Genomic DNA, 23,669 nt, shown 5'->3' on the forward strand with positions numbered 1-23,669 from the left:
CGATCGGGTTAGACTGGCCGTCCCCTCGGAGCAGACTCCAGGTGACGCAAAGGAGAGGAGGTTCCGATGATCCTCGTCAGACAGGAAATCGGCGATGTGCTGCGGGACTTCCGCCTGCAGAAGGGGCGCACCCTGCGCCAGGTCGCGAGCAAGGCCTCCGTGGCCCTCGGCTACCTGAGCGAGGTCGAGCGCGGTCAGAAGGAGGCGTCGAGCGAGATCCTCGCCTCGGTCGCCGAAGCGCTGGATGTGCCCATCTCGACGATCATGCGCGAAGTGGGCGACCGCATCTCCGTTCTCGAGGGCCTCAGCCCCTTCCCGGATGTGGTTCCGGACGACCTCGTCGCCGAGGTCGAGCCCGAGCTGTCGCTGCACTGACGCCCCGGCGCACCCTCCCCATGCGACGCAGCGAGTTCCTCCGCGCGGTCGACGACGAGTTCGGCGGCCGCGCGGACTCGCTCGTGCACGACCTCATCCTCGGCTCGCTCGGGCGGACAGCACGTGAGGCACTGGATGCCGGTGTGCCGCCGCGCGACATCTGGGTCGCGCTGTGCGACGAGGCGGACGTACCACCCACGCGTCGGTACGGTGTGGGACGGCTCGAGCCGCGCGAGCGCTGAAACGAAACTCGGACAGCTCATCCCGGCGTGTCGTCGAAGATGTGTTCGACGGCCGCGTAATGTTCTGCACAAGTGGTCCTGAGGTCATCTTCTCCACATCAGACGCTGTCGCCGACCGAATGTCGGTGGCCGCTCCTACGGTGAAGGATGTGGCACTGAGCCATGCGCCTTGTCGCAGAGTCACTCCATCCGGAACGGCCGCGACAGCCTACAGGCGGCAGAACTTCGAGATACAGAGGAGCACGTCATGCCATCCACCGACGACCGCGAGAAGGCCCTGGACTCCGCACTCGCGCACATCGAGCGTCAGTTCGGCAAGGGATCGATCATGCGACTGGGCAGCGACGAGCGCGCCCCCGTCGAGGTCATCCAGACCGGGTCGATCGCCCTCGACGTCGCCCTCGGCATCGGAGGTCTGCCCCGCGGACGCATCATCGAGATCTACGGACCCGAGTCGTCCGGTAAGACCACGCTGACGCTGCACGCGATCGCCAACGCCCAGCGTGCGGGGGGCATCGCCGCGTTCATCGACGCCGAGCACGCGCTCGACCCCGAGTACGCACGCAAGCTCGGCGTCGACATCGACCAGCTGCTCGTCTCGCAGCCTGACACGGGTGAGCAGGCGCTCGAGATCGCCGACATGCTGATCCGCTCCGGCGCGATCGACCTCGTCGTCATCGACTCCGTCGCCGCCCTCGTCCCCGAGGCGGAGATCAAGGGTGAGATGGGCGACTCGCACGTCGGTCTGCAGGCCCGACTCATGTCGCAGGCGCTGCGAAAGCTGACCGGTGGCCTGAACCAGACCAAGACCACCGCGATCTTCATCAACCAGCTGCGCGAGAAGATCGGCGTGTTCTTCGGCTCGCCCGAGACCACGGCCGGTGGTAAGGCGCTGAAGTTCTACGCCTCTGTCCGCCTCGACATCCGTCGCATCGAGACGCTGAAGGACGGCACCGAGGCGGTCGGAAACCGCACCCGCGTCAAGGTCGTCAAGAACAAGATGGCCCCGCCCTTCAAGCAGGCGGAGTTCGACATCCTCTACGGCATCGGCATCTCGCGAGAGGGCAGCCTCATCGACTTCGGCGTCGAGCACGGCATCGTCAAGAAGTCCGGCTCGTGGTACACCTACGACGGCGACCAGCTCGGTCAGGGCAAGGAGAACGCGCGCAACTTCCTGATCAAGAACGACGACATCGCCATGGCGATCGAGACGCAGATCAAGCAGAAGCTCGGCGTCGGCGTCAAGGCGGAGGCCACCGTCGACGAGCTCGCCGAGCGCCGCCCGGCGTGATGTCCTCGAACGACAGGATCGCTCCTGTCATCCCGCTGTTCGGCGGCACGCGGGGTGCCGGTCCCTCCACGGGCTCCGTGGAGGCCGCACCCCTGCAGCCAGAACCACGGGTCGACGATCCGAGTGATCAGCACGACGTGTCTGCGCCGAGCGAACCGGATGCCGATGAGATCCGTCAGCGCGCGGAGGCGGCGCTGGTGCGCCGACTGCGAGCCAAGCAGCTGTCGGTCTCGGAGGCGCGGTCGGTGCTGCGGGACAACGGCCTCGATCGGAACGCGGTCGAAGACGTCGTCGACGAGTTCCTGCGCAGGAGCTATCTCGACGATCACACGCTCGCGTCGCTGCTGGTGATCTCCGGATCGGAGCGCAAGGGGCAGGGGCGCATCGCCCTGGCTCGTTCGCTGGCGCAGCGCGGCATCGCGCGAGACATCATCGACGACGCACTCGCAGAGCTGCCCGACGACGATGCCGAGCGGGCACTGGACTTCGCCCGCAGCAAGGCATCCGGCATGAGCCGCCTCGACTACGACACGGCGCTGCGCCGACTGCACGGGCAGCTCGCCCGTCGCGGCTACGGCGGCTCGGTCGCGATGGACGCCGCCCGCACGGCCCTGGGCGAGGTCGGCGTGCGGCGCGCCTCGAGCAGGCCGTCCGCAGCGCACCCCTCGGGCGTGCGGTTCGTCGACTCCGAGTGAGCATCCACTCCACGAGCCGCTCGGCCATCTGGCCGGGCGGCTCGTAGAATGGACTCACCATGTCTTCTCTCTCTTCCGAACCGACGATCATCGCGCCCTCCGACGCGGCGATCACCGCCGACGGGCGCCGTCGCTCCTACGAGGTGCGCACCTTCGGCTGCCAGATGAACGTGCACGACTCCGAGCGGCTGTCGGGTTCGCTCGAGAGTGCCGGATACGCGCGGGCGGATGCCGGCGACGAGGCCGACATCGTCATCATCAACACCTGCGCCGTCCGCGACAACGCCGCCGGCAAGCTGTACGGCACCCTCGGCCACCTGAAGTCCCGAAAGGACAAGCACGAGGGGATGCAGATCGCCGTCGGCGGGTGCCTCGCGCAGATGGACCAGCAGGCCGTGCTCGACAAGGCGCCCTGGGTCGATGTCGTCTTCGGCACCCACAACATGGGATCGCTCCCCGGCCTGCTTGAGCGCGCACGTCACAACGGCGAGGCAGAGCTCGAGATCCTCGAGTCGCTGGAGGTCTTCCCCTCGACCCTGCCGACCAAACGGGACTCAGCGCACAGCGGGTGGGTCTCGATCTCGGTCGGCTGCAACAACACCTGCACGTTCTGCATCGTTCCGAGCCTGCGGGGCAAGGAGAAGGATCGCCGTCCTGGCGACATCCTGAGCGAGATCCGTCTGCTCGTCGAAGACGGGGCCATCGAGGTCACGCTGCTCGGTCAGAACGTCAACTCGTACGGTGTCGAGTTCGGCGACCGCCAGGCGTTCAGCAAGCTGCTGCGTGCGGCGGGCGAGATCGAGGGCCTCGAGCGCATCCGCTTCACCAGCCCGCACCCGGCCGCGTTCACCGACGACGTCATCGACGCCATGGCCGAGACACCCAACGTGATGCCCCAGCTGCACATGCCGCTGCAGTCGGGCAGCGACAGCATCCTCAAGGCGATGCGCCGCTCGTACCGCAGCTCGCGCTATCTCGGCATCATCGAGCGCGTGCGCGAGCGTATTCCGCACGCCGCGATCACCACCGACATCATCGTCGGCTTCCCCGGCGAGACCGACGAGGACTTCGAAGACACGATGCGCGTCGTCGAGCAGTCCCGCTTCTCGGGCGCGTTCACCTTCCAGTACTCCATCCGCGAGGGCACGCCGGCCGCGACCATGCAGAACCAGGTGCCCAAGGCCGTCGTGCAGGAGCGCTACAACCGGCTGATCGCGCTGCAGGAGCGCATCTCGCTCGAGGAGAACCAGAAGCAGGTCGGCCGCGAGGTCGAGGTGCTCGTGTCGGTCGGCGAGGGCAAGAAAGACGCCGAGACCCACCGTCTCACCGGTCGTGCGGAAGACAATCGCCTCGTGCACTTCGAGGTGACACCAGGGTCGGAGCTGCCCCGGCCTGGCGATGCCGTCACGGTCAGGATCACGCACGGGGCGCCGTTCCACCTGCTGGCCGACGACCCGACGGGTGCGCCGCTGCGCATCCGCCGCACGCGAGGCGGAGATGCGTGGGATCGCGCACAGGCGGCGTCGTGCGGTGTTCCCGCGGCGGTCGGGGAGGCGGGTGCACCGCGCGCCGTCTCGCTCGGTCTGCCGACCCTGCGCCCCGTCGGATCTTGACCCTCGGGTCTGCTCGCGCTGGCGCCTCGCCCAGGCTCTGGGCGATCGTCGGCGCGACCGGAACGGGAAAGAGCGATCTGGCTCTCGACCTCGCCGAGCACCTGCGTGGTCTGGGCAATCCCGCCGAGATCGTCAACGCCGACGCCATGCAGCTGTACCGCGGCATGGACATCGGCACGGCGAAGCTGTCGACGCACGAGCGGCGAGGCATCCCGCATCATCTGCTCGATGCCCGGGAGGTGACAGACGAGGCCGCGGTCGCCTGGTATCAGCCGCTCGCCCGCGAGACGGTAGCCGCGATCCACGCCCGGGGCGGCGACGCGATCCTCGTCGGCGGGTCGGGTCTGTACGTCTCCAGCGTGATCTTCGATTTCCGCTTCCCGCCGAGGGATGCCGCCGTCCGGGCGCGGCTGGAGGCGGAGCTCGATGAGAACGGCGCCGGAGCGCTCTTCGAACGGCTGCGCGAGGTCGATCCGGGCGCGGCCGCCAGGATCGACCCGAAGAACGGCCGCCGCATCGTGCGAGCGCTCGAGGTGATCGAGCAGGGTGGCGTCACGCATGGCGCGCTCCCCGAGAAGCCGGAACTCTGGCATCCGTCGACGCGCGTCATCGGTCTGCACACCGCTCGCGACGTTCTCGTCGAGAGACTCGACCGGCGCGTCGAGCGGATGTGGCGCGACGGGATGCTCGATGAGGTCGAGCGCCTGCGCGTCAGCGGAATCGAGCGCGGCGTCACCGCGTCGCGAGCGATCGGCTATGCGCAGGCCCTCGCGCAGCTGCGCGGTGCCAGGACGCAGGACGAGGCCATCGCCGAGACGCAGGCGCTGACGCGTCGGTACGCGCGCCGGCAGGTGTCGTGGTTCAAGCGCTATCCCGACATCGAGTGGGTCGAGCACCCGGTCGATGTGGCGGCGCTGACCGGCTGAGATGGCGCCTGACCGCAGCTTCCTGTGCGGTCGCTGCCGTGTCGCCGGTGCGCCGCCTCCCTAGACTGTTCGCATGGTCGCATTCACCAAGGGGCACGGCACCGGCAACGACTTCGTGATCATCGAGGACGTCGACGGCGGACTCGACCTCACACCCGCCCGGGTGCAGGCGCTCTGCGATCGGAACTTCGGCGTCGGCGGCGACGGCGTGCTGCGAGTGGTGCGCTCCCGTGCGCTGCCCGAGGGTGCGGCGGCTCTCGCCGAGGAGCCCGATGCCGAGTGGTTCATGGACTACCGCAACGCCGACGGCTCGATCGCCGAGATGTGCGGCAACGGCATCCGGGTCTTCGCGCACTATCTGCTGCGCGCCGGTCTCGCGACGATCGAGAGCGGGTCGACGCTGCCGATCGGCACGAGAGCGGGTGTGCGGGATGTGATGCGCTCGGAGAACGGCTACCAGGTCGATCTCGGCTTGTGGAAGCTCTCCGGTGGCGAGCCGCTCGCCCGTGCCGCCGGTCTCTCCGTGCCCCGACCGGGGCTCGGCATCGACGTCGGCAACCCTCATGTGGTCGTCGCTCTGGCATCCGACGAGGAACTGGCCGGGCTCGACCTCGATCCCACTCCCGTGCTGGACCCCGCGCCTGTCGACGGCGCGAATGTCGAGTTCGTCGTCCCGGCGGAGCCCCTGGTGCGAGACGGCGTCGGGCACGTGCGCATGCGCGTGCACGAACGCGGCGTGGGCGAGACGCTCAGCTGCGGCACGGGGGTCGCGGCTACCGCCCTGGCGGTGCGCCACTGGGCGGGCTCCCGCGCACCGCACCACTGGCGCGTCGAGGTGCCGGGTGGAGTGCTGGGTGTGCGGATGTTCCCCGCCGAAGACGGGGAGCACGTCGCACTGTCCGGGCCCGCGCAACTGGTCTACCGCGGCGAGATCGACCTCGTCTGAGGCCGGTCGGTCATCCGGGCAGCGTGATCGGGGCTGTCGGCGGCGTGCCGTGCCGACGCACCTTCAGGATCCGATACCCCTTCCCGGTCGCTGCGCGCGTCACGCTGAAGCCGGGGGAGAAGACCGTCGACATCCACCGCTGCAGCGAGTCGGAGCCGAGGTTGCGCTGCACGACCAGCCACGCGTCGCTGCGCTCGTCGAGACGGGGGATCCAGCGCTCCAGCATGTCGTGCAGCTCGCTCTTGCCCACCCGGATCGGCGGGTTGGAGCGGATAGTGGTGAACACGACATCAGCGGGAACATCTTCCGGCTTCACGGCGTTGACGTTGGTGAGGCCGAGAGACTCGGCGTTGCGTCGGGTCAGATCCAGGGCCCGCTCGTTCACGTCGACAGCCCAGATGGTGGCGTTCGGCGATGAGAGGGCCATGGTGAGGCTGATCGGACCCCAACCGCACCCGAGGTCGAGGAAGTTGCCACTCGGCGGCAGAGGAGCCATGTTGGCGAACAGCACCGCGGTGCCCGTGTCGAGGCGGTCAGGGCTGAACACGCCGCCTGCGGTGGTCACCGCACGCTCACGGCCCGCGAGCGGGACGGTGATGGTTCGAAGGTTCTCGGCACTGGCCGGGGCCGCACTGAAGTAATGATCGGACGACGGCATGCAGTGAGCGTACCGGACGTCGCGGGCTAAGGTTAAGGCGCTTCTCAGAGAGGACAGAGTTCACCACCGGATGACGAACCCCAACGACGACAACAGCACACAGGATGCCCTGGATCGCGTGCTCGCGAACGCCGAGCCGCGTACTCAGGCACGCGTGTTCGGCACCGCCCAGGCGCTGCAGGATGCAGCATCCGCCGCCCACACCGACGCGGACGGCGAGCAGTGGGACCTTCAGGACAGGCACGCGCTGCGCCGCGTCGCCGGACTGTCCACCGAACTCGAGGACGTCACCGAGGTCGAATACCGGCAGCTGCGCCTGGAGAACGTCGTGCTCGTCGGCGTGTACCCGCAGGGCGCGCAGGAGGATGCCGAGAACTCGCTGCGCGAGCTCGCGGCCCTCGCCGAGACGGCCGGTGCGGTGGTGCTCGACGGACTGCTGCAGCGCAGGCCGCACCCCGACCCCGCGACCTACCTCGGTCGGGGCAAGGCGCAGGAGCTCAAGGAGATCGTCGCCGCCGTGGGCGCCGACACGGTGATCGCCGACACCGAGCTCGCCTCCAGCCAGCGACGCGCACTCGAGGACGTCGTGAAGGTGAAGGTCATCGACCGCACCACCGTGATCCTCGACATCTTCAGCCAGCACGCGAAGAGCCGCGAGGGCAAGGCGCAGGTCGAGCTGGCGCAGCTCGAGTACCTGCTCCCGCGCCTGCGCGGCTGGGGTGAGTCGATGAGCCGGCAGGCCGGTGGCCAGGTGGGCGCCGGCGGCGCGGGCATGGGATCGCGCGGACCGGGTGAGACGAAGATCGAGCTCGACCGCCGCCGCATCCGCACGCGTATGGCGCAGCTGCGCAAGCAGATCCGCGACTTCGCGCCGGCACGCGACGCCAAGCGCGCCGAGCGCAAGCGCAACACCATCCCGTCGGTCGCGATCGCCGGGTACACGAACGCCGGCAAGTCGAGCCTGCTGAACGCGCTGACCAGCGCGGGCGTGCTCGTCGAGAACGCCCTGTTCGCGACCCTCGATGCCACGGTGCGGCGTGCGGAATCGGCCGACGGCCGCGTGTACACGCTCGCCGACACTGTCGGCTTCGTGCGCAATCTGCCGCACCAGCTGGTCGAGGCTTTCCGTTCGACGCTGGAGGAGGTCGGCCAGGCCGACCTGCTCGTGCACGTCGTCGACGGTTCGCATCCCGACCCGTCGGCGCAGCTGCAGACGGTGCGCGACGTGATCGGCGACGTCGGCGGCCGCGACATCCCCGAGATCGTCGTGTTCAACAAGGCAGACCTGATCGACGACGACGAACGACTCGTGCTGCGCGGTCTCGCGCCCGACGCCCACTTCGTCTCCTCCCGCACGGGCGAGGGCATCGCCGAGCTGCGCGCCGAGATCGAGCGCCGACTCCCGATGCCCGCGATCGAGGTGCGCGCGCTCGTGCCGTACGACCGAGGGGATCTCGTCTCGGCGGTGCACGAGAGCGGGGTGCTCATCTCGGCCGAGCACGAGGAGAACGGCACCGCAGTGCACGCGCACGTGTCCGAGCGTCTGGCTGCCGAGCTGGCCCCCTTCGCCATCAGCTGACGAGTGCGCTGCGGGGGGTGGATCCGCCCGCAGCGCAGCCGGTGTCAGGATGCCGAGAAGCGGCCTTCGACGGTGGCGGAGACGGTGATCTCCTCGCCCTGGAACTCCATCGCAGGTGACGCATCGAAGCCGCCGGCGGCGCGCATCGCGACCGGCATGAAGGTGGGAGTCTCGGCGGAGATCAGGCCTCGATCGGCGATCTCCACCGGGGTGAGCGTGCGCAGTCCGAGCGCTTCGGCATAGGCCTGCGCGCGCGACACGGCCACGCCGACAGCCTGAGTGGCGACCTCGCGCTCCACCTCGCGTTCGGTCTCGGGGGTGAGATGCCAGTCGACGCCGCCGAGTGCGATGCCGTCCTCACCGGCGAGCTCCGTGGCCCAGAGCGAGAGCTCCGAGATGTCGGCGAAGGTGGCGGTGAAGTCGATGCTCGCCCGATACACGGGTGCGAGCTTGCGGCCGTCGGCGTTCCACGGACGCTCGCCGTACACGCTCAGCCGCTGGCTCGTCCACGCGGTCACGCTGCCGGCCTGCTCCCGCGCGACGATGCCCTCGCGCACAGGTTCGGCGAGCGCGAGCACGCGGCGGACGACCTCTTCGCGCTCGGGGCCGTCGAGTGCCACGGTGAGCCTGATCGTGGCGCGCTCGGGTGCGACTCTCAGCTCGTGCTCGCCGCGGACGGTGATGATGACTTCGCTCATGCGAGCGACTGTACGGCACACGGGCGACAGGTCGGTCGCGGAATAGCATCCGGCGTCGATCCGTTGTAGTCTGTGATGCTCGGGAGCACCTGCTCCCGCTGATAATTCCACAGTGTGACAGCGGCTCCTTCGCAAGAAGGTCCACGGGGCTGATCGGTTTCGACGGCGCCTGTGTATCGACGAGAAGCGGGCCGAGGATGCAGGGTTATCTCGTGAACGCTCCCTGCAAAACCATAGTTGCCGAAACCAAGCGCAACGACTTCGCCCTCGCTGCCTAAGCGAGCCCGATAGTCCGTCAGACCGTAGCTGATCCCGCTACGGACCCTGGCGTCATCTAGGGATCTTGCTGCGTGACGGCGTCTGGACGTCACGTGGGACTCTTCCCAGACTGGGCTCGTCGACTTAGGTGTCTGTGACAAAGGTCGGAGCCGAGCAGAACGCTTTCACAGACTGCGCCCGGAGAAGACGTGGATGAGCAGCGTCGGACGGGGGTTCGATTCCCCCCAGCTCCACCAAGCCGCTGTCACTGTGGAACATCGGTCCTGGCGTGTCGTCTGCCGCGTCACGCTCGCGGACGCAGCCCGTCGAGCGCGACCGCCCGGATTTCGGTGCCCAGCAGCTCCGGGTCGACGGGGCCGTCCGGTCGGTACCATTCGACGACCGAGTTGATCATCCCGAAGATCAGGCGGGTGGCCACACCGGCATCCAGATCCGCTCTCACGAGTCCCTCCGCCTGGGCCTCCCGCACGAGACCGGTCACCGTGTGATCGAAGCGTCGGCGGCGCTCCAGGGCGGCCAGCTCGATGTCGCTGTTGCCGCGCAGACGCAGCAGCAGGGTCACCTGCGGCAGCCGTTCGGTCAGCACGCGCACGGCGCCGTCGACGATGGCGGTGAGCCGTGCGTCGGCGGTCGGATGCCCGAGCGCCGCCTGCAGAGCATCCTCCAGGCCGCCGAGGGCCTCGTCGAGGGCGATCTGGAGGATCTGCTCCTTCGAGTCGACGTGGTGGTACAGCGCGGACTTCGTCACCCCGAGCCGAGCGGTCAGATCTGCCACCGAGGTCGCGTCGTAGCCCTGCTCGTTGAACAGCTGAACGCCGACACGGATCACATCGGCGCGGTCGTGTCCTGGGCGCCCGCGGCGGGACGGGCGGCCGGTCGTCGCGGTCACGGTCGGCTCCTCGGCATGCCCCAACTCTAGCCGCGCGCGCTCGACGGATGCGGCCGCGGAGCTGCCCGTCAGACCGGTAAGCTGAGGGGGTAATCCGACGATCGGAAAGGCTTCGACATGGTCGACTTCATCGTGTTCCTCGTGCTGTTCCTGGGCGGCATGTGGCTTCTCGGCGCCTCTTGGGAGATGCCCGCATGGCAGGGCGTGGCCTTCAGCGCCGGCATCATCCTGGTCAGCCTCGCCATGGCCTACGTGATGCGCCAGCGCGGTTCGGCGACGCGTCGCACCGACAGCTGGGGTCAGCGCCAGAAGTGACGTCAGGCGCCGCCCGCGGGCGGCGCCTTCACCCCAGGGCCTGTTCGCTCATCCCTTCCAGTCGATGAGCAGCAGGCCCTGTTTCGTGTCGGCGAACTTCACCCATCCGTCGCCGAACTCGTAGGTCATGCCGAAGCCGTCCTCGTCGGTCGCGATGGCGTACGCGGGGTCCTCGGTGAAGTACACCAGATCGCCGTCGGTCGATCGCAGCCAGCCGTCCCGCTTCAGGTTCGACTGCGCGACGTCGGCGGTGCGCGCGTCGAGTGTTCCCCACCCGTACATCTGGCCGTGGTCGGACGCCGTGCTGAAGTCGGCCCACATGCACAGCAGACCGTCCTCGACGAGCGTCTCGCCGATGCGCAGCTCCTCCTGCTTCGAGGTCCATCCCTGGGAGGTCAGGGCCTCGACGGTTCCCGGGGTGATGATCGTCTTGCAGGTGGGTTCGGCGCCGGGCGTCGGCGTCTTGACGTCGACCGGAGCCGTGGTCGCGGCGGTCGTCGGCTCGGCGCTCGTCGACGGGCTAGAGGAGGGCGGGGGCGTGGGGTCAGGGGCGGCGCAGGATGCCAGCATCAGGACGGCTGCGAGCGCGCTGAAGGTGAGGGGGATGCGGGGGCTCATAAGGGGGATCCGGGGAGGGGGAGGGGGAGAGGCAGTGGCGCGCTCAGGGGAGTCGCGCGTCGCGGAACAGGGACAGGAAACGGTCGTGCAGGATGTCGTTCGTGGCGAGCGTGGACAGCGCCGACAGGGTCTCGGTTCCGTCGAAGGCGGTCATGCGGCCGCCCGCTTCTCGAACGATCGCCACGGCCGCGGCGATGTCGTACTCCTTGACGTCGAACTCGGCGACCATGTCGATGCGGCCCTCGGCGAGCAGCATGTAGCTGTACACGTCACCGTATGCGCGGTCGCGCCAGACGCGATCGGCGACGGCGTGGAGCTCGGGGAGCCGTCCGGCGTCGGCCCACTGGGCGATGCTCTGGAAGCTGATGCTCGCGTCGCCGAGCGAGTCGACGTCTGACACCGACAGGCGGCGGGGGGCGTCGGCAGTGTTCGTCCACGCGCCGAGGCCGTCTGCGGCCCACCAGCGGCGTGACAGCGCGGGCATGCTGACCACCCCGACGCGCGGCACACCGTCGAACGCGAGGGCGATCATCGTGCCCCACAGCGGCACGCCGCGCAGGAAGTTCGCGGTGCCGTCGATCGGGTCGATGATCCACTGACGCCGGGAGTCGCCCTGCGCACCGTACTCCTCGCCGAAGATGCCGTCGCCGGGGCGTTCAGCGGCCAGCAGCTCGCGGACCGCGCGCTCTGTGGCGAAGTCGGCGTCGGTCACGTGCGAGCGGTCTGCCTTGCGCGAGATCTGCAGATCGGCCGCGTCGAAGCGGGGGAGCGACTGGGCGTCGGCGGCGTCGGCCAGCCGCAGCGCGAGCGCGAGATCGGCAGTGAGGTCGGCGTCATCGCGGGTGTCGGTCACCTATCCAGGATAAGCCGCGTCCCTCGCTCGAACCGGCCTGCAGGATATCGGTCCAGACACGAAACGATCCGTTCCGTCCGTCCCGCGCGGCTCCCCTGACAGCCGGGATCCGAGCGCCGAGGGCATCCATGCTCTCTCTCCCGGTGCCGCCTCGCAACCCCATCGGTGGATCTCGCGCCGAGGGCTAACGTGTGGGCATGGCCGACTCTGCACTTGATGCTCGAAAGACGATCTCCATAGACGGTGCGACGGTCGTGCTCTCCGCGACAGAGGACATGGATGAGCTGCAGCACGTCGTTCAGGAGGCCGTCGATCACCACCGCTTCGTGCAGATCACCGCTGCGAACGGCACCGACCTGCGTGTGCTCATGTCTGCGGATCGGCGTGTGACGATCGCGGTGGTGCCGCCGTGGGCGGTGCCGGAAGAGCAGCCGTACGCCGACGTGGACGTCGAGGTGGATGTCGACGTCGGGACGATCGGCTTGTTCGACCTCTGACCGGCGCGGTGCCGTCGGGCTCGGGATCGCTCCACGCGACCGCTGTTCCTCACGGCCCTGACATGCAGAGAGCCCCGATAGATGGCGAGATCTACCGGGGCTGTCCGTGCACCCCCAGGGACTTGAACCCTGAACCCACTGATTAAGAGTCAGTTGCTCTGCCGATTGAGCTAGAGGTGCGTGGCCCGGGAAGATTTCCCCGGCCGAGGAATTACATTACCAGCGGCCGGGGGTCGCGCCAAATCCCCGCGGTTCGCCGGGCGGGTCACGGTGTCATGTGCCACGCGAGGCCAGCTCGGCCGCCTCCTGCACGGTGTCGACGAGGTGCACGTGGTGCTGCATCGGCCGTCCGGCGGCGAGCGCGGCCAGCAGGGGCCAGGCCGGGTACTGCTCGGTCCAGTACTCACGCCCGACCAGGATCATCGGCGCGACCGACGACTCGTCGGCGTAGAAGTTCTCGCAGGCATCCTGGAAGATCTCCTGCACGGTTCCGCCCGAGCCGGGCAGGAACACGATCCCGGCCTGGCACACCTCCAGGAGGATCGCCTCGCGCTGCGCGTTGCGAAAGTACTTCGCGATGGCGCTGGCGAACGGGTTGGGCGGCTCGTGCCCGTAGTGCCAGGTGGGGATGCCGAGGGAGTCGCCGCCGTCGGGGAACTCCCGACGCACGGCGAACGCGGCATCGACCCACACGGCGACGCTGGGGGCGAAGCTCGGCACCGAGGCGAGCATCGACAGCGCGCGCTCCCTGGCATCCGCTCCTCGGCCCGCCAGATACCCACCCAGGTTGACGGCCTCCATCGCACCGGGACCGCCGCCGGTCGCGACGGTCAGCGCCGCGGACAGCCGCTGCCCGAGTTCGACGCCGTCGGCGTACTCACGACTGCCGCGCACCACGCCGTGCCCGCCCATGACGCCGACGAGGCGCCTGCCGGCGACCCACTCGGCGAGCGCGACATCGATGGTGTGATCGTGCAGCGATTTCGCGAGCGCGGCATCCCTGGACGTCGCGCGCTCCGACCAGGCGTAGGTGCGCGCGTCGAGGCTGTCGCCGTAGTCGGCGGCGTCGAAGAGATCGGTGGGCGTGTACAACGTCGTGCGGTAGGTGTCGATCGGGATGCCAGGCGCCTCCGGGAACACCACCGCGCCGCGTGCCCGCACCGACGACTCGTCGGCGAGGTTCAGGCTGCAGCCCAGGAACAGGGCTCCGCTGACCTCGACCGACCTCAGGGCGCTGCTTCGCTCTGTGAGGTCGAGTGCACGCATCCGCCAGCCGGAGAGTGAACGGACGCCGGCCGCGACACGGCGGTCGAAGTCCTCGAGCGTGTCGACGTCGACGACCCGTCCGCGCGTTCTTCTCATGCCACGACCTTAGGGCAGTGCCGAATGGCGACCGCGCGGAACGAGCCTCTTCCGTCTCGGGCGCGCCGGTGGGAACATGGCGGACAGGAGGTGGCTCTCATGATCGATCTCGATGACATCGACACCGATGAGGACGGCGCGCTCACCGCGACCGTCGAACTGCCCGGAGGTCGACGCGTCACGGTCGAGTACGAATTCGACGAGGAGTTCGACCACGACGAGGACGACGACGAGCAGGGCGACGAGGATGAGGATCCGATCGAGCGTGAGGATCTTCCCGACCTCGACACGATGCAGGAGACGGTGAAGCATGCCCTGGCGCGGCTGACGGAGGAGATCCTCGACGGGCGCGAGGGCGAGGTCGTCGAAGCGCTCACCGAAGCCGCCTACGAGGCCGACGATGATGAGGTCGACATGGTCGAGGCGCTGCAGGCGCTCAAGGACGACATCGCGCTCGACGGGGTGGTCGTGTTCGGTGACGGCGGCATCACGCTGCTCTTCATCGCCCCGGAGGAGTACCCGGACCTGATCATCTACTGCCTCCTCGACGAGGACCTCGAGATCGACGACCTGATGGTGGAGTGATCACCCCGCACGCATGACCGCGCGCACCGTCTCGCCGCGCATCACGTCGCGTCCCCGATGAGGACGGCCGCGGCATCCTCGCCCTCGTCGCTGCCGGACGCGTCGATGTGGGCGAGCGCCCGTCGACCGAGGAGCACGGTGAGGGCGGCGAGCAGCACGGCTGCGGCGGCGAAGAGGTAGGGCACCGTGTCGCCGTAGGCGTGCGCGAGGGCTGCGGCCGTGGGTGGCGCCATCGCACCGCCCAGGAAGCGCACGGCGGAGTACGCCGACGAGGCGACTGACCGGGGCAGGTCGGTCGCCTCCATCACGGCCTCGGTCAGAACGGTGTTCATCACGCCCAGCAGCAGACCCCCGGCGACGATGCACACCACCAGAGCGGCGGGGCTGGCGACGACGATGCCTGCGGCGATGAGGTCGACGGCCAGCAGCGCCAGGGCGACGAGCATGATCGATGTACGCGAGGTGCGCCGCATCAGAGCGGGAGCCACCCAGACGCTGGTCACCGCCAGAGCGACGCCCCAGCCGAAGAAGGTCAGGCCGATGCCCATGGCGCCGAACCCGAGAGGGAACGGCGAGAACGCCAGAAGCACGAAGAACCCGATGTTGTAGAACAGGGCGGCGATGGCGAGAACGGCGAGCGCAGGGCGACGCAGTGCGCGGAACGGTGCGGAGAACGGCATCGGTTCCCGGCGCTCGCCGTCTGGGCGCACGAGGGTGAGCACCGCGATGAACCCGATCGCCATCAGCGCCACCACGCCGAAGAACGGGCCTCGCCAGCTGAGTTCGCCGAGCAGCCCGCCCAGCAGCGGGCCGACCGCGATGCCCAGGCCGAGCGCCGCCTCGTAGAGCACGATGGCGGCGCCGCTGCCTCCGGCTGCCGCGCCGACGATCGTCGCGAGCGCGGTGGAGATGAACAGCGCGTTGCCCAGCCCCCACCCGGCACGGAACCCGATCACTCCGTCGACGCTGCCGCTGAGTGCGCACAGCAGAGCGAACACCACGATCAGGCCGAGGCCGACGAGCAGGGTCGCCTTCGCGCCGATCCGGCTGGAGATCCAGCTGGTGATGAGCATCGCGAGGCCGGTGACCAGCAGATAGCTGGTGAAGAGCAGCTCAGTCTCGACCGGTGAGGCCTCGAGCGACTCGGCGATCGCGGGCAGGATCGGGTCGACCAGGCCGATGCCCATGAATGCGACGACGCAGGCGAAGGCGACCGCCCACACCTGTGCCGGCTGGCGCCAGATCGATCCCTGGGGTGTTCCGCTCATCCGCGTGCTCCTGTCATGTCGTCGGGCGTGCTCTGCACGCGCTCGCCGAGGATGGCGGCGGTGCGCTCGATCGCCCGCCAGTCGTCATCGCCCAGGTCGTCGAAGCGCGGCGCGAGAGTCGTGCCCAGTTCGGTGCGCCATTCGTGCAGTGCGCGGATGCCCGCCGCTGTCGCGGTGACGACGGTGGCTCGTGAGTCGCGGGGGTCGGCGCCACGCTCCACGAGCCCGGCGCTCTCGAGCGCACCGATCAGCCGCGTCATCCCCGGCTGGGTGGTTCGCGCGGCGGATGCCAGGGCGCCGAGACGCATTCCGCCTCCCTGGTCGAGGATGCTGAGGGTGCGCCATTGCGCGGAGGGCGCATCGTTCCCGGCGTCGTGCGCCGCGATGCGGGCGAGGGCGTGCGCGGCGAGCACGATGGCGGTGATCGCTTCGGCTTTATGCATACCGCCGAGTATATACCTAGTGGTATCTATGTCGTCAGTGCCGGGCGGTCGCGACCCGTGACGAGAGCTGATGAGCGTGCGAGAGCAGGGTGCGACCGAGCAGGGGAAGGCGATCGGGGGCGAAGCGGAACTCCACGCCGGTGATGCTCAGCGCCCACTCCGGTCGGCCCTGACGGTCGAACACAGCCGCGGCCATGCCCCACGACCCCTCGACGATCAGACCGGGGTTCACCGAATAGCCGCGGGCCCTCGTCTCGCGCAGCCGGCGCCGCAGGGGTTCGTCGCCGTGCGCCGTGCCCCACCGGCTCTCCAGCTCCGGGTGTCGTTGCAGGTAGGCATCCACATCGTGGTCGGGAAGGAAGGCCAGAACGGCCAGTCCGGCGCTCGCGACGCCGAGGGGAAAGCGCACCCCTTCGCTGAGCACGAACGAGCGGATGGGGAACGACCCCTCCTCGCGCACCAGGCATACGGTCTCGTCGGCCCGTCGCGTCGACAGGAACGCGCTCTCCTCCGTCTTGACGGCGAGGGAGCGCACGATGTCGCGCGACAGCTCGGTGATGTCGTACCGTGCCGCGGCGACGGTTCCCATCAGATAGAGCTCGGGCCCTGGCATCCATCGGGCGGTGTCCTCGTCCTGGTCGACGAGGCCCTCGACGCGCAGTGCCGTGAGCAGACGATGTGCGGTCGAGCGACTGAGCCCGGCGTCGCGCGACAGCGTCTGCAGGCTGGCGCCGTCGGCGGATGCCGAGACGAGACGCAGCAGCGCGGCCGCCCTGGCGACCGCCTGCGCGCCGGGCACGGTGCGACGCGATGGAAGCGGTGATTCCACAATGTGGACGCTATCGCGCAATGCGACCACATCGCAAGCGCCGCCTTGCCCACCGGGTCGACCGGACCGATGCTGGAAGCAGCGCACACGAAGGAGTGGCCTTGATCGACAAGCAGTTCCCATCCGCGGCGGAGGCCGTCGCCGACATCCCGGACGGTGCCTCGCTCGCCGTCGGCGGCTTCGGCCTCTCGGGCAACCCCATGGCCCTCATCGAGGCGCTGCACGCCCACGGCACAGGCGACCTCAGCGTGGTCAGCAACAACTGCGGTGTCGACGACTGGGGCCTGGGCATCCTGCTCGCCGCACGTCGGATCCGCAAGATGACCTCCTCGTACGTCGGCGAGAACAAGGAGTTCGAGCGGCAGTTCCTCGAGGGCGACCTCGAGCTCGAGCTCACCCCGCAGGGCACCCTCGCGGAGAAGCTGCGTGCCGGCGGCTCGGGCATCGCCGCCTTCTTCACCCAGACGGGCGTCGGCACCCAGGTCGCCGAGGGCGGCCTCCCGCGCCGGTACAACCCCGACGGGTCGATCGCCGTGGCCTCGCCCGTCAAGGATGTCCGCAGCTTCGACGTCGACGGGGAGCAGCGCGACTTCGTGCTCGAGGAGGCGATCAGGACCGATTTCGCGCTGGTGCACGCGCTCCGGGGAGACCGGCACGGCAACCTCGTGTTCAACAAGGCGGCGCGCAACTTCAACCCCCTCGCCGCGATGGCGGGGCGCATCTGCATCGCCCAGGTCGAGGAGCTCGTCGAACCGGGAGAGCTCGATCCCGACAGCATCCATCTGCCGGGCGTGTACGTGCACCGCGTGGTCGAGGTGGGCGGCGACATCGAGAAGCGCATCGAGCGGCGCACCACCCGCACCCAGGAAGGAGCCTGATCATGGCACTCACCCGCAGCGAGATGGCAGCCCGCGCCGCGCAGGAGCTCGCCGACGGCGAGTACGTCAACCTCGGCATCGGCCTGCCGACCCTGGTGCCCAATCACGTGCCCGACGATGTGACCGTCGTGCTGCAGTCCGAGAACGGCATCCTCGGGGTCGGCCCGTATCCGACGGAGGAGGGCGTCGACCCCGACCTGATCAATGCAGGCAAGGAGACGGTCACCCTGCTGCCCGGGGCGGCGTTCTTCGACTCCGCGACCAGCTTCGGCATGATCCGCGGGGGCAAGATCGACGCCGCCATCCTCGGCGCCATGCAGGTCTCGGCCACCGGCGATCTGGCCAACTGGATGATCCCCGGCAAGATGGTCAAGGGCCCGGGCGGCGCGATGGACCTCGTGCACGGCGCCCGGCGCGTGATCGTCCTCATGGAGCACGTCGCGAAGGACGGCTCGGCGAAGATCGTGGACCAGTGCTCGCTCCCGCTCACCGGCAGGGGAGTGGTCGACCGGATCATCACCGACCTCGCCGTCATCGACGTCACCGAGCGGGGTCTCGTGCTCGTCGAGACGGCCCCCGGCGTGAGCGTGCAGGAGGTCATCGCTGCCACCGAACCCGAGCTGAGCATCGCAGAGACCCTGAAGGAGAACTCATGAGCGACATCGTCATCGTCGCCGCCGCCCGCACCCCGCAGGGGCGGCTGAAAGGGCAGCTGGCGTCGTTCACCGCACCGCAGCTGGGCGCGCTGGCCATCAGGGGTGCGCTCGAGCAGGCGGGGATCGCTCCGGATGCCGTCGACGCGGTGATCATGGGTCAGGTGCTCGCCGCCGGTTCGGGCCAGAACGCCGCGCGCCAGGCCGCGATCGGCGCCGGCATCGGATGGGACGTGCCGGCGAGCTCGGTCAACAAGGTCTGCCTCTCGGGGCTCACGGCGATCATCGACGCGGCGCGCATGATCCGCACCGGCGACGCGACCACCGTGGTCGCCGGGGGCATGGAGTCGATGACCAGGGCCCCGCACCTGCTGATGGGCTCACGAGACGGATGGACGTACGGCAGCGTCGAGGTGCTCGACCACATGGCCCACGACGGCCTCACCGACGCCTACGACCGCGAGAGCATGGGCGCCTCGACCGAGCGGCACAACCCGCGGTTCGAGATGACCCGGGAGATCCAGGATGCCGTCGCCGCCCGGTCCCACCAGCGCGCAGCCGCGGCTCAGGCGGAGGGCGTCTTCGACGCCGAGATCGTCGAGGTGCCGGTGCCGCAGCGCAAGGGCGCCCCGGTGATCGTCAACAACGACGAGGGCATCCGTCCAGACACCACCGTGGAGTCGCTCGCGGGTCTGCGGGCGGCCTTCGCGGAGGGCGGGACGATCACCGCCGGCAACGCATCGCAGATCTCCGACGGCGCCGCTGCGGTCATCGTGACGACGCGCGACAATGCGGATGCCCGTGGGTGGCCGGTGCTCGCCGTCGTCGGAGCGAGCGGTCAGACCGCCGGGCCCGACAACTCGCTGCAGGCGCAGCCGGCGCGCGCGATCGAGCGCGCGCTCGAGAAGCAGGGCATCACGGTCGAGCAGCTCGACCGCGTGGAGATCAACGAGGCGTTCGGGGCCGTCGTCGCGCGATCGCAGCAGGAGCTGGGGCTGTCGAACGACATCGTGAACGTGCACGGCGGCGGCATCGCCATCGGGCATCCGATCGGCGCCAGTGGCACGCGGCTCGTCGTCCACCTCGCGCACGAACTCGTCAGGCGTGGATCGGGGACCGCGGTCGCCGCCCTGTGCGGTGGCGGGGGTCAGGGCGAGGCGCTGATCCTCACCCGCTGATGCCCGACGCGGACCGTCGCACCCACCGCCTGAGCGCCGAGCGCGCGGCACGGACGGGGATCAGCGCTGCTTCGAGAGGCGCTTGACCTCGTCGCGCCGCTTCTCGCGACGCTCTTTCTTGTCGGGCTTGGGCGCGAACGGCGAGTCGGCCGAGACGGGCAGGCCCTTGTCGAGGCGGCGCATGTCCTTGACCGCACCGATCGCGAGCGAGAGCGTGATCGCCCAGCTGACCCAGGCGAGGATGGCCCGCCACGTGAACTTCTGGCCGCGCGAACCGCGCAGCAGGGTCCACCCCGTGGAGATGGCGCTGAAGAGTCCGGTGCGAAGGAGGTAACGCATGCCCCCACGCTATCCGAGGGCACCGGATGCTCGGGTAGGGTTGACAGCAGATCCTGCTGTGTATCTACCGGCCGCCGGCATCCCGGCGGACAACGGCGGCACCTGACCCGCGTCCTCTGACGTGTGAGAGCCACATGACACAGATCACCGCCTCTTCGCCGAGCCTGCTGCGGCTGACCGGCATCCCCTATTTCGTGATCGCGTTCATCGCGCGACTGCCGTTCGCCATGATGGTCGTCGGTGTGCTGACCATGGTGGTCGCTGTCCGCGGTTCGCTGAGTCTCGGCGGACTCACCTCCGCCGCCGTCGGCTTCGGCACCGCTCTGGTCGGCCCGTTCCTCGGCGCCGCGGCCGACCGGTGGGGGCAGCGACCGGTGCTGTTGCTGTGCGGGGTGCTGAACGCCGCGATGCTCGCCGTCTTCGCCCTGATCGTGTACGCGCCCGCCGCCGACGTCGTCGTGCTGGCATCGGCCTTCACCATCGGCGCGACCGCACCGCAGGTCTCGCCGATGTCGCGCTCGCGGCTGGTCACGATCATCGCCGAGCGGATGCCCGAGATGCAGCGAGCCCGCACGACCTCGGCGACCATGTCGTACGAGTCGGCCGCAGACGAGACGGTGTTCGTGTTCGGACCCTTCCTCGTCGGCGTCCTTGCGTCGTTCATCGCGCCGTGGGCCCCCATCGCTATCGCGTCCGCGCTGACTCTGCTCTTCGTGGGCGCGTTCGCGCTGCACCCCACCGGACGCCACGTCTCGGTCGAGCGGGACGCCGAGGGCCGCGCCCCGTCGGCCGTGGGCGAACTGTTCCGGCCCGTTCTGCTCGTCGTGGTGACGGGGATCTTCGGTGTCGGTCTGTTCTTCGGCGCCGCACTCACCGCACTGACCTCGTTCATGGCGGACCGCGGTGCCCCCGAGCAGGCGGGGCTGCTGTACGGCGTGATGGGTGTCGGCTCCGCGGTGCTCGCCCTCGGTGTCGCGTGGCTGCCGCCGCGCTTCACGCTGCACGCTCGGTGGATCGTGTTCGCGACGATCCTCGTGGCGGGCTCGGTGCTCTTCGCGATCGCGGATTCGGTGACCGCGATGACCATCGCTCTCGCGCTGGTGGGCATCGGCGTCGGGCCGACCATCGTGACGCAGTACAGTCTCGGCGCCGCACGCAGCCCGCGGGGGCGCTCGGCGACGGTCATGACCATGCTCGGCTCAGGCGTCGTCGTCGGCCAGGCGGTGGCGTCCGCCGGCACCGGCGCGATCGCCGAGAGCGCCGGCACGCCCGTCGCGCTGGTCCTGCCGCTCATCGCCGCGACGATCGTGCTGATCGCCGGCATCGCGAATCGACTGATCAGTCCTGTGCAGCGCTGAGGGCGACCCGTCAACCCCCGTAACCCGCGCCGCGGTCGTCGATAGCCTGGAGTCACCGAGCAGAGGAGTCTCATGGTCGCCGCAGAGTTCGTCGTCGTCGCCAACCGCCTTCCGGTCGATCGGATCCTCACACCCGACGGCGAGGAGATCTGGCGCACCTCTCCCGGTGGGCTGGTGGCGGCTCTGGAGCCGATGATGCGCAGCGTCGACGGCGCGTGGGTCGGCTGGGCAGGGCAGGCGGATCTTCAGATCGAGCCGTTCGAGGCCGACGGCATCCGGCTGCTTCCGGTGACCCTCTCCGAGCAGGAGATCCAGGACTACTACGAGGGCTTCTCGAACGACACGATCTGGCCGCTCTACCACGACGTCATCGCGCCCCCGCAGTACCACCGCGAGTGGTGGGAGGCCTACGTCGAGGTGAACCGGCGATTCGCCGAGGCGGCGGCCGACGCCGTCGCCGAGGGCGGGACCGTGTGGGTGCACGACTACCAGCTGCAGCTCGTTCCCGAGATGGTGCGCGGCCTGCGCCCCGACGTGACGATCGGCTACTTCCACCACATCCCGTTCCCCTCGCACGGCCTCTACGCCCAGCTTCCCTGGCGCGACCAGGTGCTGCGCGGACTGCTGGGCGCCGACGTGATCGGATTCCAGCGCGCGCAGGACGCGGCGAACTTCCTCGCGGCGGCCAAGCGCCGCCTGGGTCACGAGACCAAAGCTTCCAGCATCACTCTGCCCGACGGGCGGATGCCGCTGGTGAAGGCGTTCCCGATCTCGATCGACACCACCCCGTACCGCGAGCTGGCCCAGCGCCCGGACATCCGCGCGCGAGCGCTCGAGATCCGCGAGGGCCTCGGCAACCCGAAGCACATCCTGCTCGGCGTCGACCGACTCGACTACACGAAGGGCATCCGCCACCGCATCAAGGCGTACGGGGAGCTGCTCGATCAGGGGCGCATCTCGGTCGAGGACGTCGCCTTCATCCAGGTCGCCAGCCCGAGTCGCGAGCGCGTCGACGCGTACATGCACCTGCGCGACGAGGTGGAGCTGGCGATCGGACGCATCAACGGCGACCACGACACGCTCGGGCACACGGCCATCCGCTACCTGCACCAGGGATTCCCGCGCGAGGAGATGGTCGCGATGTACCTCGCGGCAGACGTCATGCTGGTGACCGCGCTGCGCGACGGCATGAATCTCGTGGCGAAGGAGTACGTGGCCACCCGCGCCGACAACCGCGGCGTGCTCGTGCTCAGCGAGTTCACCGGAGCCGCCGACGAGCTGCGGCAGGCGCTGCGGATCAATCCGCACGACATCGAGGGCGTCAAGGACGCGATCGTCGGCGCGATCGAGATGCCCCGTGCCGAGCAGAGCAAGCGGATGCGGGCGCTGCGCAAGCGCGTGCTCGAGAACGATGTCGACGCCTGGTCGCAGTCGTTCCTCCGCGCTCTCGAACAGGCCGGACGAACCCGCCACCGTCGACACGAGGGAGCGCACGGATGACCCGCGACTGGCACCCCGGCTCCGCCGATCCGGCGGTGTCGGCGATCGCCCGCACCGAGACGCTGCTGGTCGCCCTCGACTTCGACGGCACGGCATCCGAGCTCGTCACGGAGCCCATGTCGGCACGCGCGATCCCCGCCGTGAAGAAGGCGATCGCCGACCTCACGGCTCTCCCGCGCACGACGGTCGCCTTCGTCTCGGGACGCAGCCTCGTGCACCTGCGCGAGATCGCCGAGCACGACGACGAATCGTCGATCGTGCTGGCCGGCTCCCACGGCGCGCAGTACTGGTACCCGGGGGAGAGCGGGGCGGATGCCGGTGTCGACGACCCCGACCGCGCCCTGCGCGACGCTCTGCTGGAAGAGCTCGCTCCTCTGCTGAGCGGCTACCCGGGCGTCGAGCTGGAGAGCAAGACGTTCGGGATCGGCATCCACGGACGCCCCGCCAGGCAGGAAGTAGAGCGCGAGGCGTTCCGCGTCGTCGACGAGGTGTTCGCGCGTCGGGCGAGGCACTGGCGCCGCCGCACCGGCGACCGCATCCTCGAGTACTCCTCGCGCGACGAGGGCAAGGACACGGCGATCGCCGTGCTGCGCGAGCGCACGGGCGCCACGGGCATCCTGTTCGCGGGCGACGACGTGACCGACGAGGACGCCCTGCGCGTGCTGACCGGCGACGATCTCGGGGTGCGCGTCGGACCGGGGGAGACCGCCGCCGCGCTGCGTGTGGGATCCCCACAGCAGATCGCGGAACTTCTGGAAGTCATCGCGTCGGAACGGGCCGCCCGTCCGGAATAGACTTCCGT

At 69.4% G+C, this 23,669-nt stretch carries 27 protein-coding genes, 1 tRNA gene and 1 other RNA gene; 18 read left to right on the forward strand and 11 right to left on the reverse strand.

Translation table 11 applies throughout. The features are described 5' to 3' along the window. Nucleotides 1-66: 66 nt before the first annotated feature. The 7 genes from AB0O65_RS04975 (at nt 67) to dapF (ending at nt 6,088) form a co-directional block, all read left to right on the forward strand. Complete coding sequence (locus AB0O65_RS04975; protein ID WP_071642381.1) at nt 67-375, forward strand: helix-turn-helix transcriptional regulator; 309 nt, start codon at nt 67-69, stop codon at nt 373-375. Nucleotides 376-395: 20 nt separating this feature from the next. Next, entirely contained in the window at nt 396-617 is a 222-nt protein-coding gene (locus AB0O65_RS04980; RefSeq protein WP_071642383.1) for a DUF3046 domain-containing protein, read from the forward strand. 247 nt (nt 618-864) lie between these two features. Then, nucleotides 865-1,908: a recombinase RecA gene (gene recA / locus AB0O65_RS04985; protein ID WP_071642386.1), complete on the forward strand. Its 1,044-nt coding sequence runs from the start codon at nt 865-867 to the stop codon at nt 1,906-1,908. Between the two features lie 137 nt (nt 1,909-2,045). Continuing rightward, a complete protein-coding gene (locus AB0O65_RS04990; RefSeq protein ID WP_256221039.1) occupies nt 2,046-2,603 on the forward strand; it encodes a regulatory protein RecX in 558 nt (185 codons plus the stop codon). Nucleotides 2,604-2,662: 59 nt separating this feature from the next. Continuing rightward, on the forward strand, nt 2,663-4,216 hold the full coding sequence (gene miaB / locus AB0O65_RS04995; RefSeq protein WP_071642390.1) for a tRNA (N6-isopentenyl adenosine(37)-C2)-methylthiotransferase MiaB: 1,554 nt from the start codon (nt 2,663-2,665) through the stop codon (nt 4,214-4,216). Then, nucleotides 4,213-5,142 carry a tRNA (adenosine(37)-N6)-dimethylallyltransferase MiaA gene (gene miaA / locus AB0O65_RS05000; protein ID WP_363383419.1) on the forward strand — a complete coding sequence of 310 codons (930 nt, stop codon included), beginning with the start codon at nt 4,213-4,215 and terminating at the stop codon, nt 5,140-5,142. The genes miaB and miaA overlap by 4 nt, the downstream gene beginning before the upstream one ends. A gap of 73 nt (nt 5,143-5,215) precedes the next feature. After that, complete coding sequence (gene dapF, locus AB0O65_RS05005; RefSeq protein ID WP_071642394.1) at nt 5,216-6,088, forward strand: diaminopimelate epimerase; 873 nt, start codon at nt 5,216-5,218, stop codon at nt 6,086-6,088. Between the two features lie 10 nt (nt 6,089-6,098). Here dapF and AB0O65_RS05010 read toward each other — a convergent pair whose 3' ends face one another. Then, nucleotides 6,099-6,746 carry a methyltransferase gene (locus AB0O65_RS05010; protein WP_071642396.1) on the reverse strand — a complete coding sequence of 216 codons (648 nt, stop codon included), beginning with the start codon at nt 6,744-6,746 and terminating at the stop codon, nt 6,099-6,101. 70 nt (nt 6,747-6,816) lie between these two features. Between AB0O65_RS05010 and hflX the strand changes: the two genes are divergently transcribed. Next, complete coding sequence (hflX, locus tag AB0O65_RS05015) at nt 6,817-8,325, forward strand: GTPase HflX (RefSeq protein ID WP_071642398.1); 1,509 nt, start codon at nt 6,817-6,819, stop codon at nt 8,323-8,325. A gap of 44 nt (nt 8,326-8,369) precedes the next feature. Here hflX and AB0O65_RS05020 read toward each other — a convergent pair whose 3' ends face one another. Further along, on the reverse strand, nt 8,370-9,023 hold the full coding sequence (locus AB0O65_RS05020; RefSeq protein ID WP_071642400.1) for an SIMPL domain-containing protein: 654 nt from the start codon (nt 9,021-9,023) through the stop codon (nt 8,370-8,372). Nucleotides 9,024-9,168: 145 nt separating this feature from the next. On the opposite strand from AB0O65_RS05020, the gene ssrA reads away from it, so the two are divergent. Further along, nucleotides 9,169-9,538, forward strand: a transfer-messenger RNA (tmRNA) gene (gene ssrA, locus AB0O65_RS05025). Between the two features lie 47 nt (nt 9,539-9,585). Here ssrA and AB0O65_RS05030 read toward each other — a convergent pair. After that, entirely contained in the window at nt 9,586-10,191 is a 606-nt protein-coding gene (locus AB0O65_RS05030) for a TetR/AcrR family transcriptional regulator (protein ID WP_071642402.1), read from the reverse strand. Between the two features lie 117 nt (nt 10,192-10,308). Here AB0O65_RS05030 and AB0O65_RS05035 point away from each other — a divergent pair, with 117 nt between their 5' ends. Continuing rightward, nucleotides 10,309-10,506, forward strand: a complete 198-nt coding sequence (locus tag AB0O65_RS05035) for a hypothetical protein (protein WP_071642404.1) — start codon at nt 10,309-10,311, stop codon at nt 10,504-10,506. A gap of 48 nt (nt 10,507-10,554) precedes the next feature. Here AB0O65_RS05035 and AB0O65_RS05040 read toward each other — a convergent pair whose 3' ends face one another. After that, nucleotides 10,555-11,124: a hypothetical protein gene (locus AB0O65_RS05040; RefSeq protein WP_363383423.1), complete on the reverse strand. Its 570-nt coding sequence runs from the start codon at nt 11,122-11,124 to the stop codon at nt 10,555-10,557. 43 nt (nt 11,125-11,167) lie between these two features. Next, a complete protein-coding gene (locus AB0O65_RS05045) occupies nt 11,168-11,977 on the reverse strand; it encodes an inositol monophosphatase family protein (protein ID WP_071641046.1) in 810 nt (269 codons plus the stop codon). A 197-nt stretch (nt 11,978-12,174) separates the two neighbouring features. Between AB0O65_RS05045 and AB0O65_RS05050 the strand changes: the two genes are divergently transcribed. Beyond that, on the forward strand, nt 12,175-12,474 hold the full coding sequence (locus tag AB0O65_RS05050; protein WP_071641044.1) for a hypothetical protein: 300 nt from the start codon (nt 12,175-12,177) through the stop codon (nt 12,472-12,474). Nucleotides 12,475-12,581: 107 nt separating this feature from the next. Here AB0O65_RS05050 and AB0O65_RS05055 read toward each other — a convergent pair. Then, a tRNA-Lys gene (locus AB0O65_RS05055) sits at nt 12,582-12,654 on the reverse strand. A gap of 93 nt (nt 12,655-12,747) precedes the next feature. Continuing rightward, entirely contained in the window at nt 12,748-13,836 is a 1,089-nt protein-coding gene (locus tag AB0O65_RS05060) for a Rossmann fold nucleotide-binding protein (RefSeq protein WP_363383425.1), read from the reverse strand. A 99-nt stretch (nt 13,837-13,935) separates the two neighbouring features. Here AB0O65_RS05060 and AB0O65_RS05065 point away from each other — a divergent pair, with 99 nt between their 5' ends. Next, nucleotides 13,936-14,421 carry a hypothetical protein gene (locus tag AB0O65_RS05065; RefSeq protein ID WP_363383427.1) on the forward strand — a complete coding sequence of 162 codons (486 nt, stop codon included), beginning with the start codon at nt 13,936-13,938 and terminating at the stop codon, nt 14,419-14,421. 41 nt (nt 14,422-14,462) lie between these two features. On the opposite strand, the gene AB0O65_RS05070 is transcribed toward AB0O65_RS05065, so the two are convergent. The 3 genes from AB0O65_RS05070 to AB0O65_RS05080 are packed head-to-tail and all read right to left on the reverse strand — an operon-like array spanning nt 14,463 to nt 16,964. Beyond that, the gene (locus tag AB0O65_RS05070) at nt 14,463-15,689 is read right to left on the reverse strand and encodes an MFS transporter (RefSeq protein WP_363383429.1); all 1,227 of its coding nucleotides are present in this window, start codon (nt 15,687-15,689) and stop codon (nt 14,463-14,465) included. Beyond that, nucleotides 15,686-16,132, reverse strand: a complete 447-nt coding sequence (locus AB0O65_RS05075; RefSeq protein ID WP_363383431.1) for a MarR family transcriptional regulator — start codon at nt 16,130-16,132, stop codon at nt 15,686-15,688. The genes AB0O65_RS05070 and AB0O65_RS05075 overlap by 4 nt, the downstream gene beginning before the upstream one ends. 34 nt (nt 16,133-16,166) lie before the next feature. Beyond that, nucleotides 16,167-16,964, reverse strand: a complete 798-nt coding sequence (locus AB0O65_RS05080; RefSeq protein ID WP_363383541.1) for an IclR family transcriptional regulator — start codon at nt 16,962-16,964, stop codon at nt 16,167-16,169. A gap of 98 nt (nt 16,965-17,062) precedes the next feature. Between AB0O65_RS05080 and AB0O65_RS05085 the strand changes: the two genes are divergently transcribed. From AB0O65_RS05085 to AB0O65_RS05095, 3 genes are read left to right on the forward strand one after another with little or no spacing between them, the layout of a single operon-like run. Next, nucleotides 17,063-17,839 (forward strand): CoA transferase subunit A, encoded by a 777-nt coding sequence (locus AB0O65_RS05085; RefSeq protein ID WP_071640916.1) that lies wholly within the window; start codon nt 17,063-17,065, stop codon nt 17,837-17,839. 2 nt (nt 17,840-17,841) lie between these two features. Continuing rightward, complete coding sequence (locus tag AB0O65_RS05090; RefSeq protein ID WP_363383433.1) at nt 17,842-18,495, forward strand: CoA transferase subunit B; 654 nt, start codon at nt 17,842-17,844, stop codon at nt 18,493-18,495. Then, complete coding sequence (locus AB0O65_RS05095) at nt 18,492-19,670, forward strand: acetyl-CoA C-acetyltransferase (RefSeq protein WP_363383435.1); 1,179 nt, start codon at nt 18,492-18,494, stop codon at nt 19,668-19,670. The genes AB0O65_RS05090 and AB0O65_RS05095 overlap by 4 nt, the downstream gene beginning before the upstream one ends. 60 nt (nt 19,671-19,730) lie before the next feature. Here the strand turns inward: AB0O65_RS05095 and AB0O65_RS05100 are convergent, their stop codons facing one another. Further along, a complete protein-coding gene (locus AB0O65_RS05100) occupies nt 19,731-20,009 on the reverse strand; it encodes a hypothetical protein (protein ID WP_071640912.1) in 279 nt (92 codons plus the stop codon). 134 nt (nt 20,010-20,143) lie between these two features. Here AB0O65_RS05100 and AB0O65_RS05105 point away from each other — a divergent pair, with 134 nt between their 5' ends. From AB0O65_RS05105 to otsB, 3 genes are all read left to right on the forward strand, one after another. Next, a complete protein-coding gene (locus tag AB0O65_RS05105) occupies nt 20,144-21,367 on the forward strand; it encodes an MFS transporter (protein ID WP_313480778.1) in 1,224 nt (407 codons plus the stop codon). Between the two features lie 72 nt (nt 21,368-21,439). Next, complete coding sequence (locus AB0O65_RS05110; protein WP_071640908.1) at nt 21,440-22,867, forward strand: trehalose-6-phosphate synthase; 1,428 nt, start codon at nt 21,440-21,442, stop codon at nt 22,865-22,867. Then, nucleotides 22,864-23,661, forward strand: coding sequence for a trehalose-phosphatase (otsB, locus tag AB0O65_RS05115; RefSeq protein WP_071640906.1), 798 nt, complete (start codon nt 22,864-22,866; stop codon nt 23,659-23,661). The genes AB0O65_RS05110 and otsB overlap by 4 nt, the downstream gene beginning before the upstream one ends. The last annotated feature ends 8 nt before the right edge of the window (nt 23,662-23,669 follow it).

Origin of the sequence: Microbacterium sp. NPDC077391 (assembly GCF_040686955.1) — a bacterium.
Classification (GTDB): domain Bacteria; phylum Actinomycetota; class Actinomycetes; order Actinomycetales; family Microbacteriaceae; genus Microbacterium; species Microbacterium commune.

Bases quoted from the DNA above. Each gene is read 5' to 3' on its own strand.
- AB0O65_RS04975 (WP_071642381.1), top strand. From the start codon at position 67: ATGATCCTCGTCAGACAGGAAATCGGCGATGTGCTGCGGGACTTCCGC.
- AB0O65_RS04980 (WP_071642383.1), top strand. From the start codon at position 396: ATGCGACGCAGCGAGTTCCTCCGCGCGGTCGACGACGAGTTCGGCGGC.
- recA (WP_071642386.1), top strand. From the start codon at position 865: ATGCCATCCACCGACGACCGCGAGAAGGCCCTGGACTCCGCACTCGCG.
- miaB (WP_071642390.1), top strand. From the start codon at position 2,663: ATGTCTTCTCTCTCTTCCGAACCGACGATCATCGCGCCCTCCGACGCG.
- dapF (WP_071642394.1), top strand. From the start codon at position 5,216: ATGGTCGCATTCACCAAGGGGCACGGCACCGGCAACGACTTCGTGATC.
- AB0O65_RS05010 (WP_071642396.1), bottom strand. From the start codon at position 6,746: ATGCCGTCGTCCGATCATTACTTCAGTGCGGCCCCGGCCAGTGCCGAG.
- hflX (WP_071642398.1), top strand. From the start codon at position 6,817: ATGACGAACCCCAACGACGACAACAGCACACAGGATGCCCTGGATCGC.
- AB0O65_RS05020 (WP_071642400.1), bottom strand. From the start codon at position 9,023: ATGAGCGAAGTCATCATCACCGTCCGCGGCGAGCACGAGCTGAGAGTC.
- AB0O65_RS05035 (WP_071642404.1), top strand. From the start codon at position 10,309: ATGGTCGACTTCATCGTGTTCCTCGTGCTGTTCCTGGGCGGCATGTGG.
- AB0O65_RS05040 (WP_363383423.1), bottom strand. From the start codon at position 11,124: ATGAGCCCCCGCATCCCCCTCACCTTCAGCGCGCTCGCAGCCGTCCTG.
- AB0O65_RS05050 (WP_071641044.1), top strand. From the start codon at position 12,175: ATGGCCGACTCTGCACTTGATGCTCGAAAGACGATCTCCATAGACGGT.
- AB0O65_RS05060 (WP_363383425.1), bottom strand. From the start codon at position 13,836: ATGAGAAGAACGCGCGGACGGGTCGTCGACGTCGACACGCTCGAGGAC.
- AB0O65_RS05065 (WP_363383427.1), top strand. From the start codon at position 13,936: ATGATCGATCTCGATGACATCGACACCGATGAGGACGGCGCGCTCACC.
- AB0O65_RS05070 (WP_363383429.1), bottom strand. From the start codon at position 15,689: ATGAGCGGAACACCCCAGGGATCGATCTGGCGCCAGCCGGCACAGGTG.
- AB0O65_RS05075 (WP_363383431.1), bottom strand. From the start codon at position 16,132: ATGCATAAAGCCGAAGCGATCACCGCCATCGTGCTCGCCGCGCACGCC.
- AB0O65_RS05090 (WP_363383433.1), top strand. From the start codon at position 17,842: ATGGCACTCACCCGCAGCGAGATGGCAGCCCGCGCCGCGCAGGAGCTC.
- AB0O65_RS05095 (WP_363383435.1), top strand. From the start codon at position 18,492: ATGAGCGACATCGTCATCGTCGCCGCCGCCCGCACCCCGCAGGGGCGG.
- AB0O65_RS05100 (WP_071640912.1), bottom strand. From the start codon at position 20,009: ATGCGTTACCTCCTTCGCACCGGACTCTTCAGCGCCATCTCCACGGGG.
- AB0O65_RS05105 (WP_313480778.1), top strand. From the start codon at position 20,144: ATGACACAGATCACCGCCTCTTCGCCGAGCCTGCTGCGGCTGACCGGC.
- AB0O65_RS05110 (WP_071640908.1), top strand. From the start codon at position 21,440: ATGGTCGCCGCAGAGTTCGTCGTCGTCGCCAACCGCCTTCCGGTCGAT.
- otsB (WP_071640906.1), top strand. From the start codon at position 22,864: ATGACCCGCGACTGGCACCCCGGCTCCGCCGATCCGGCGGTGTCGGCG.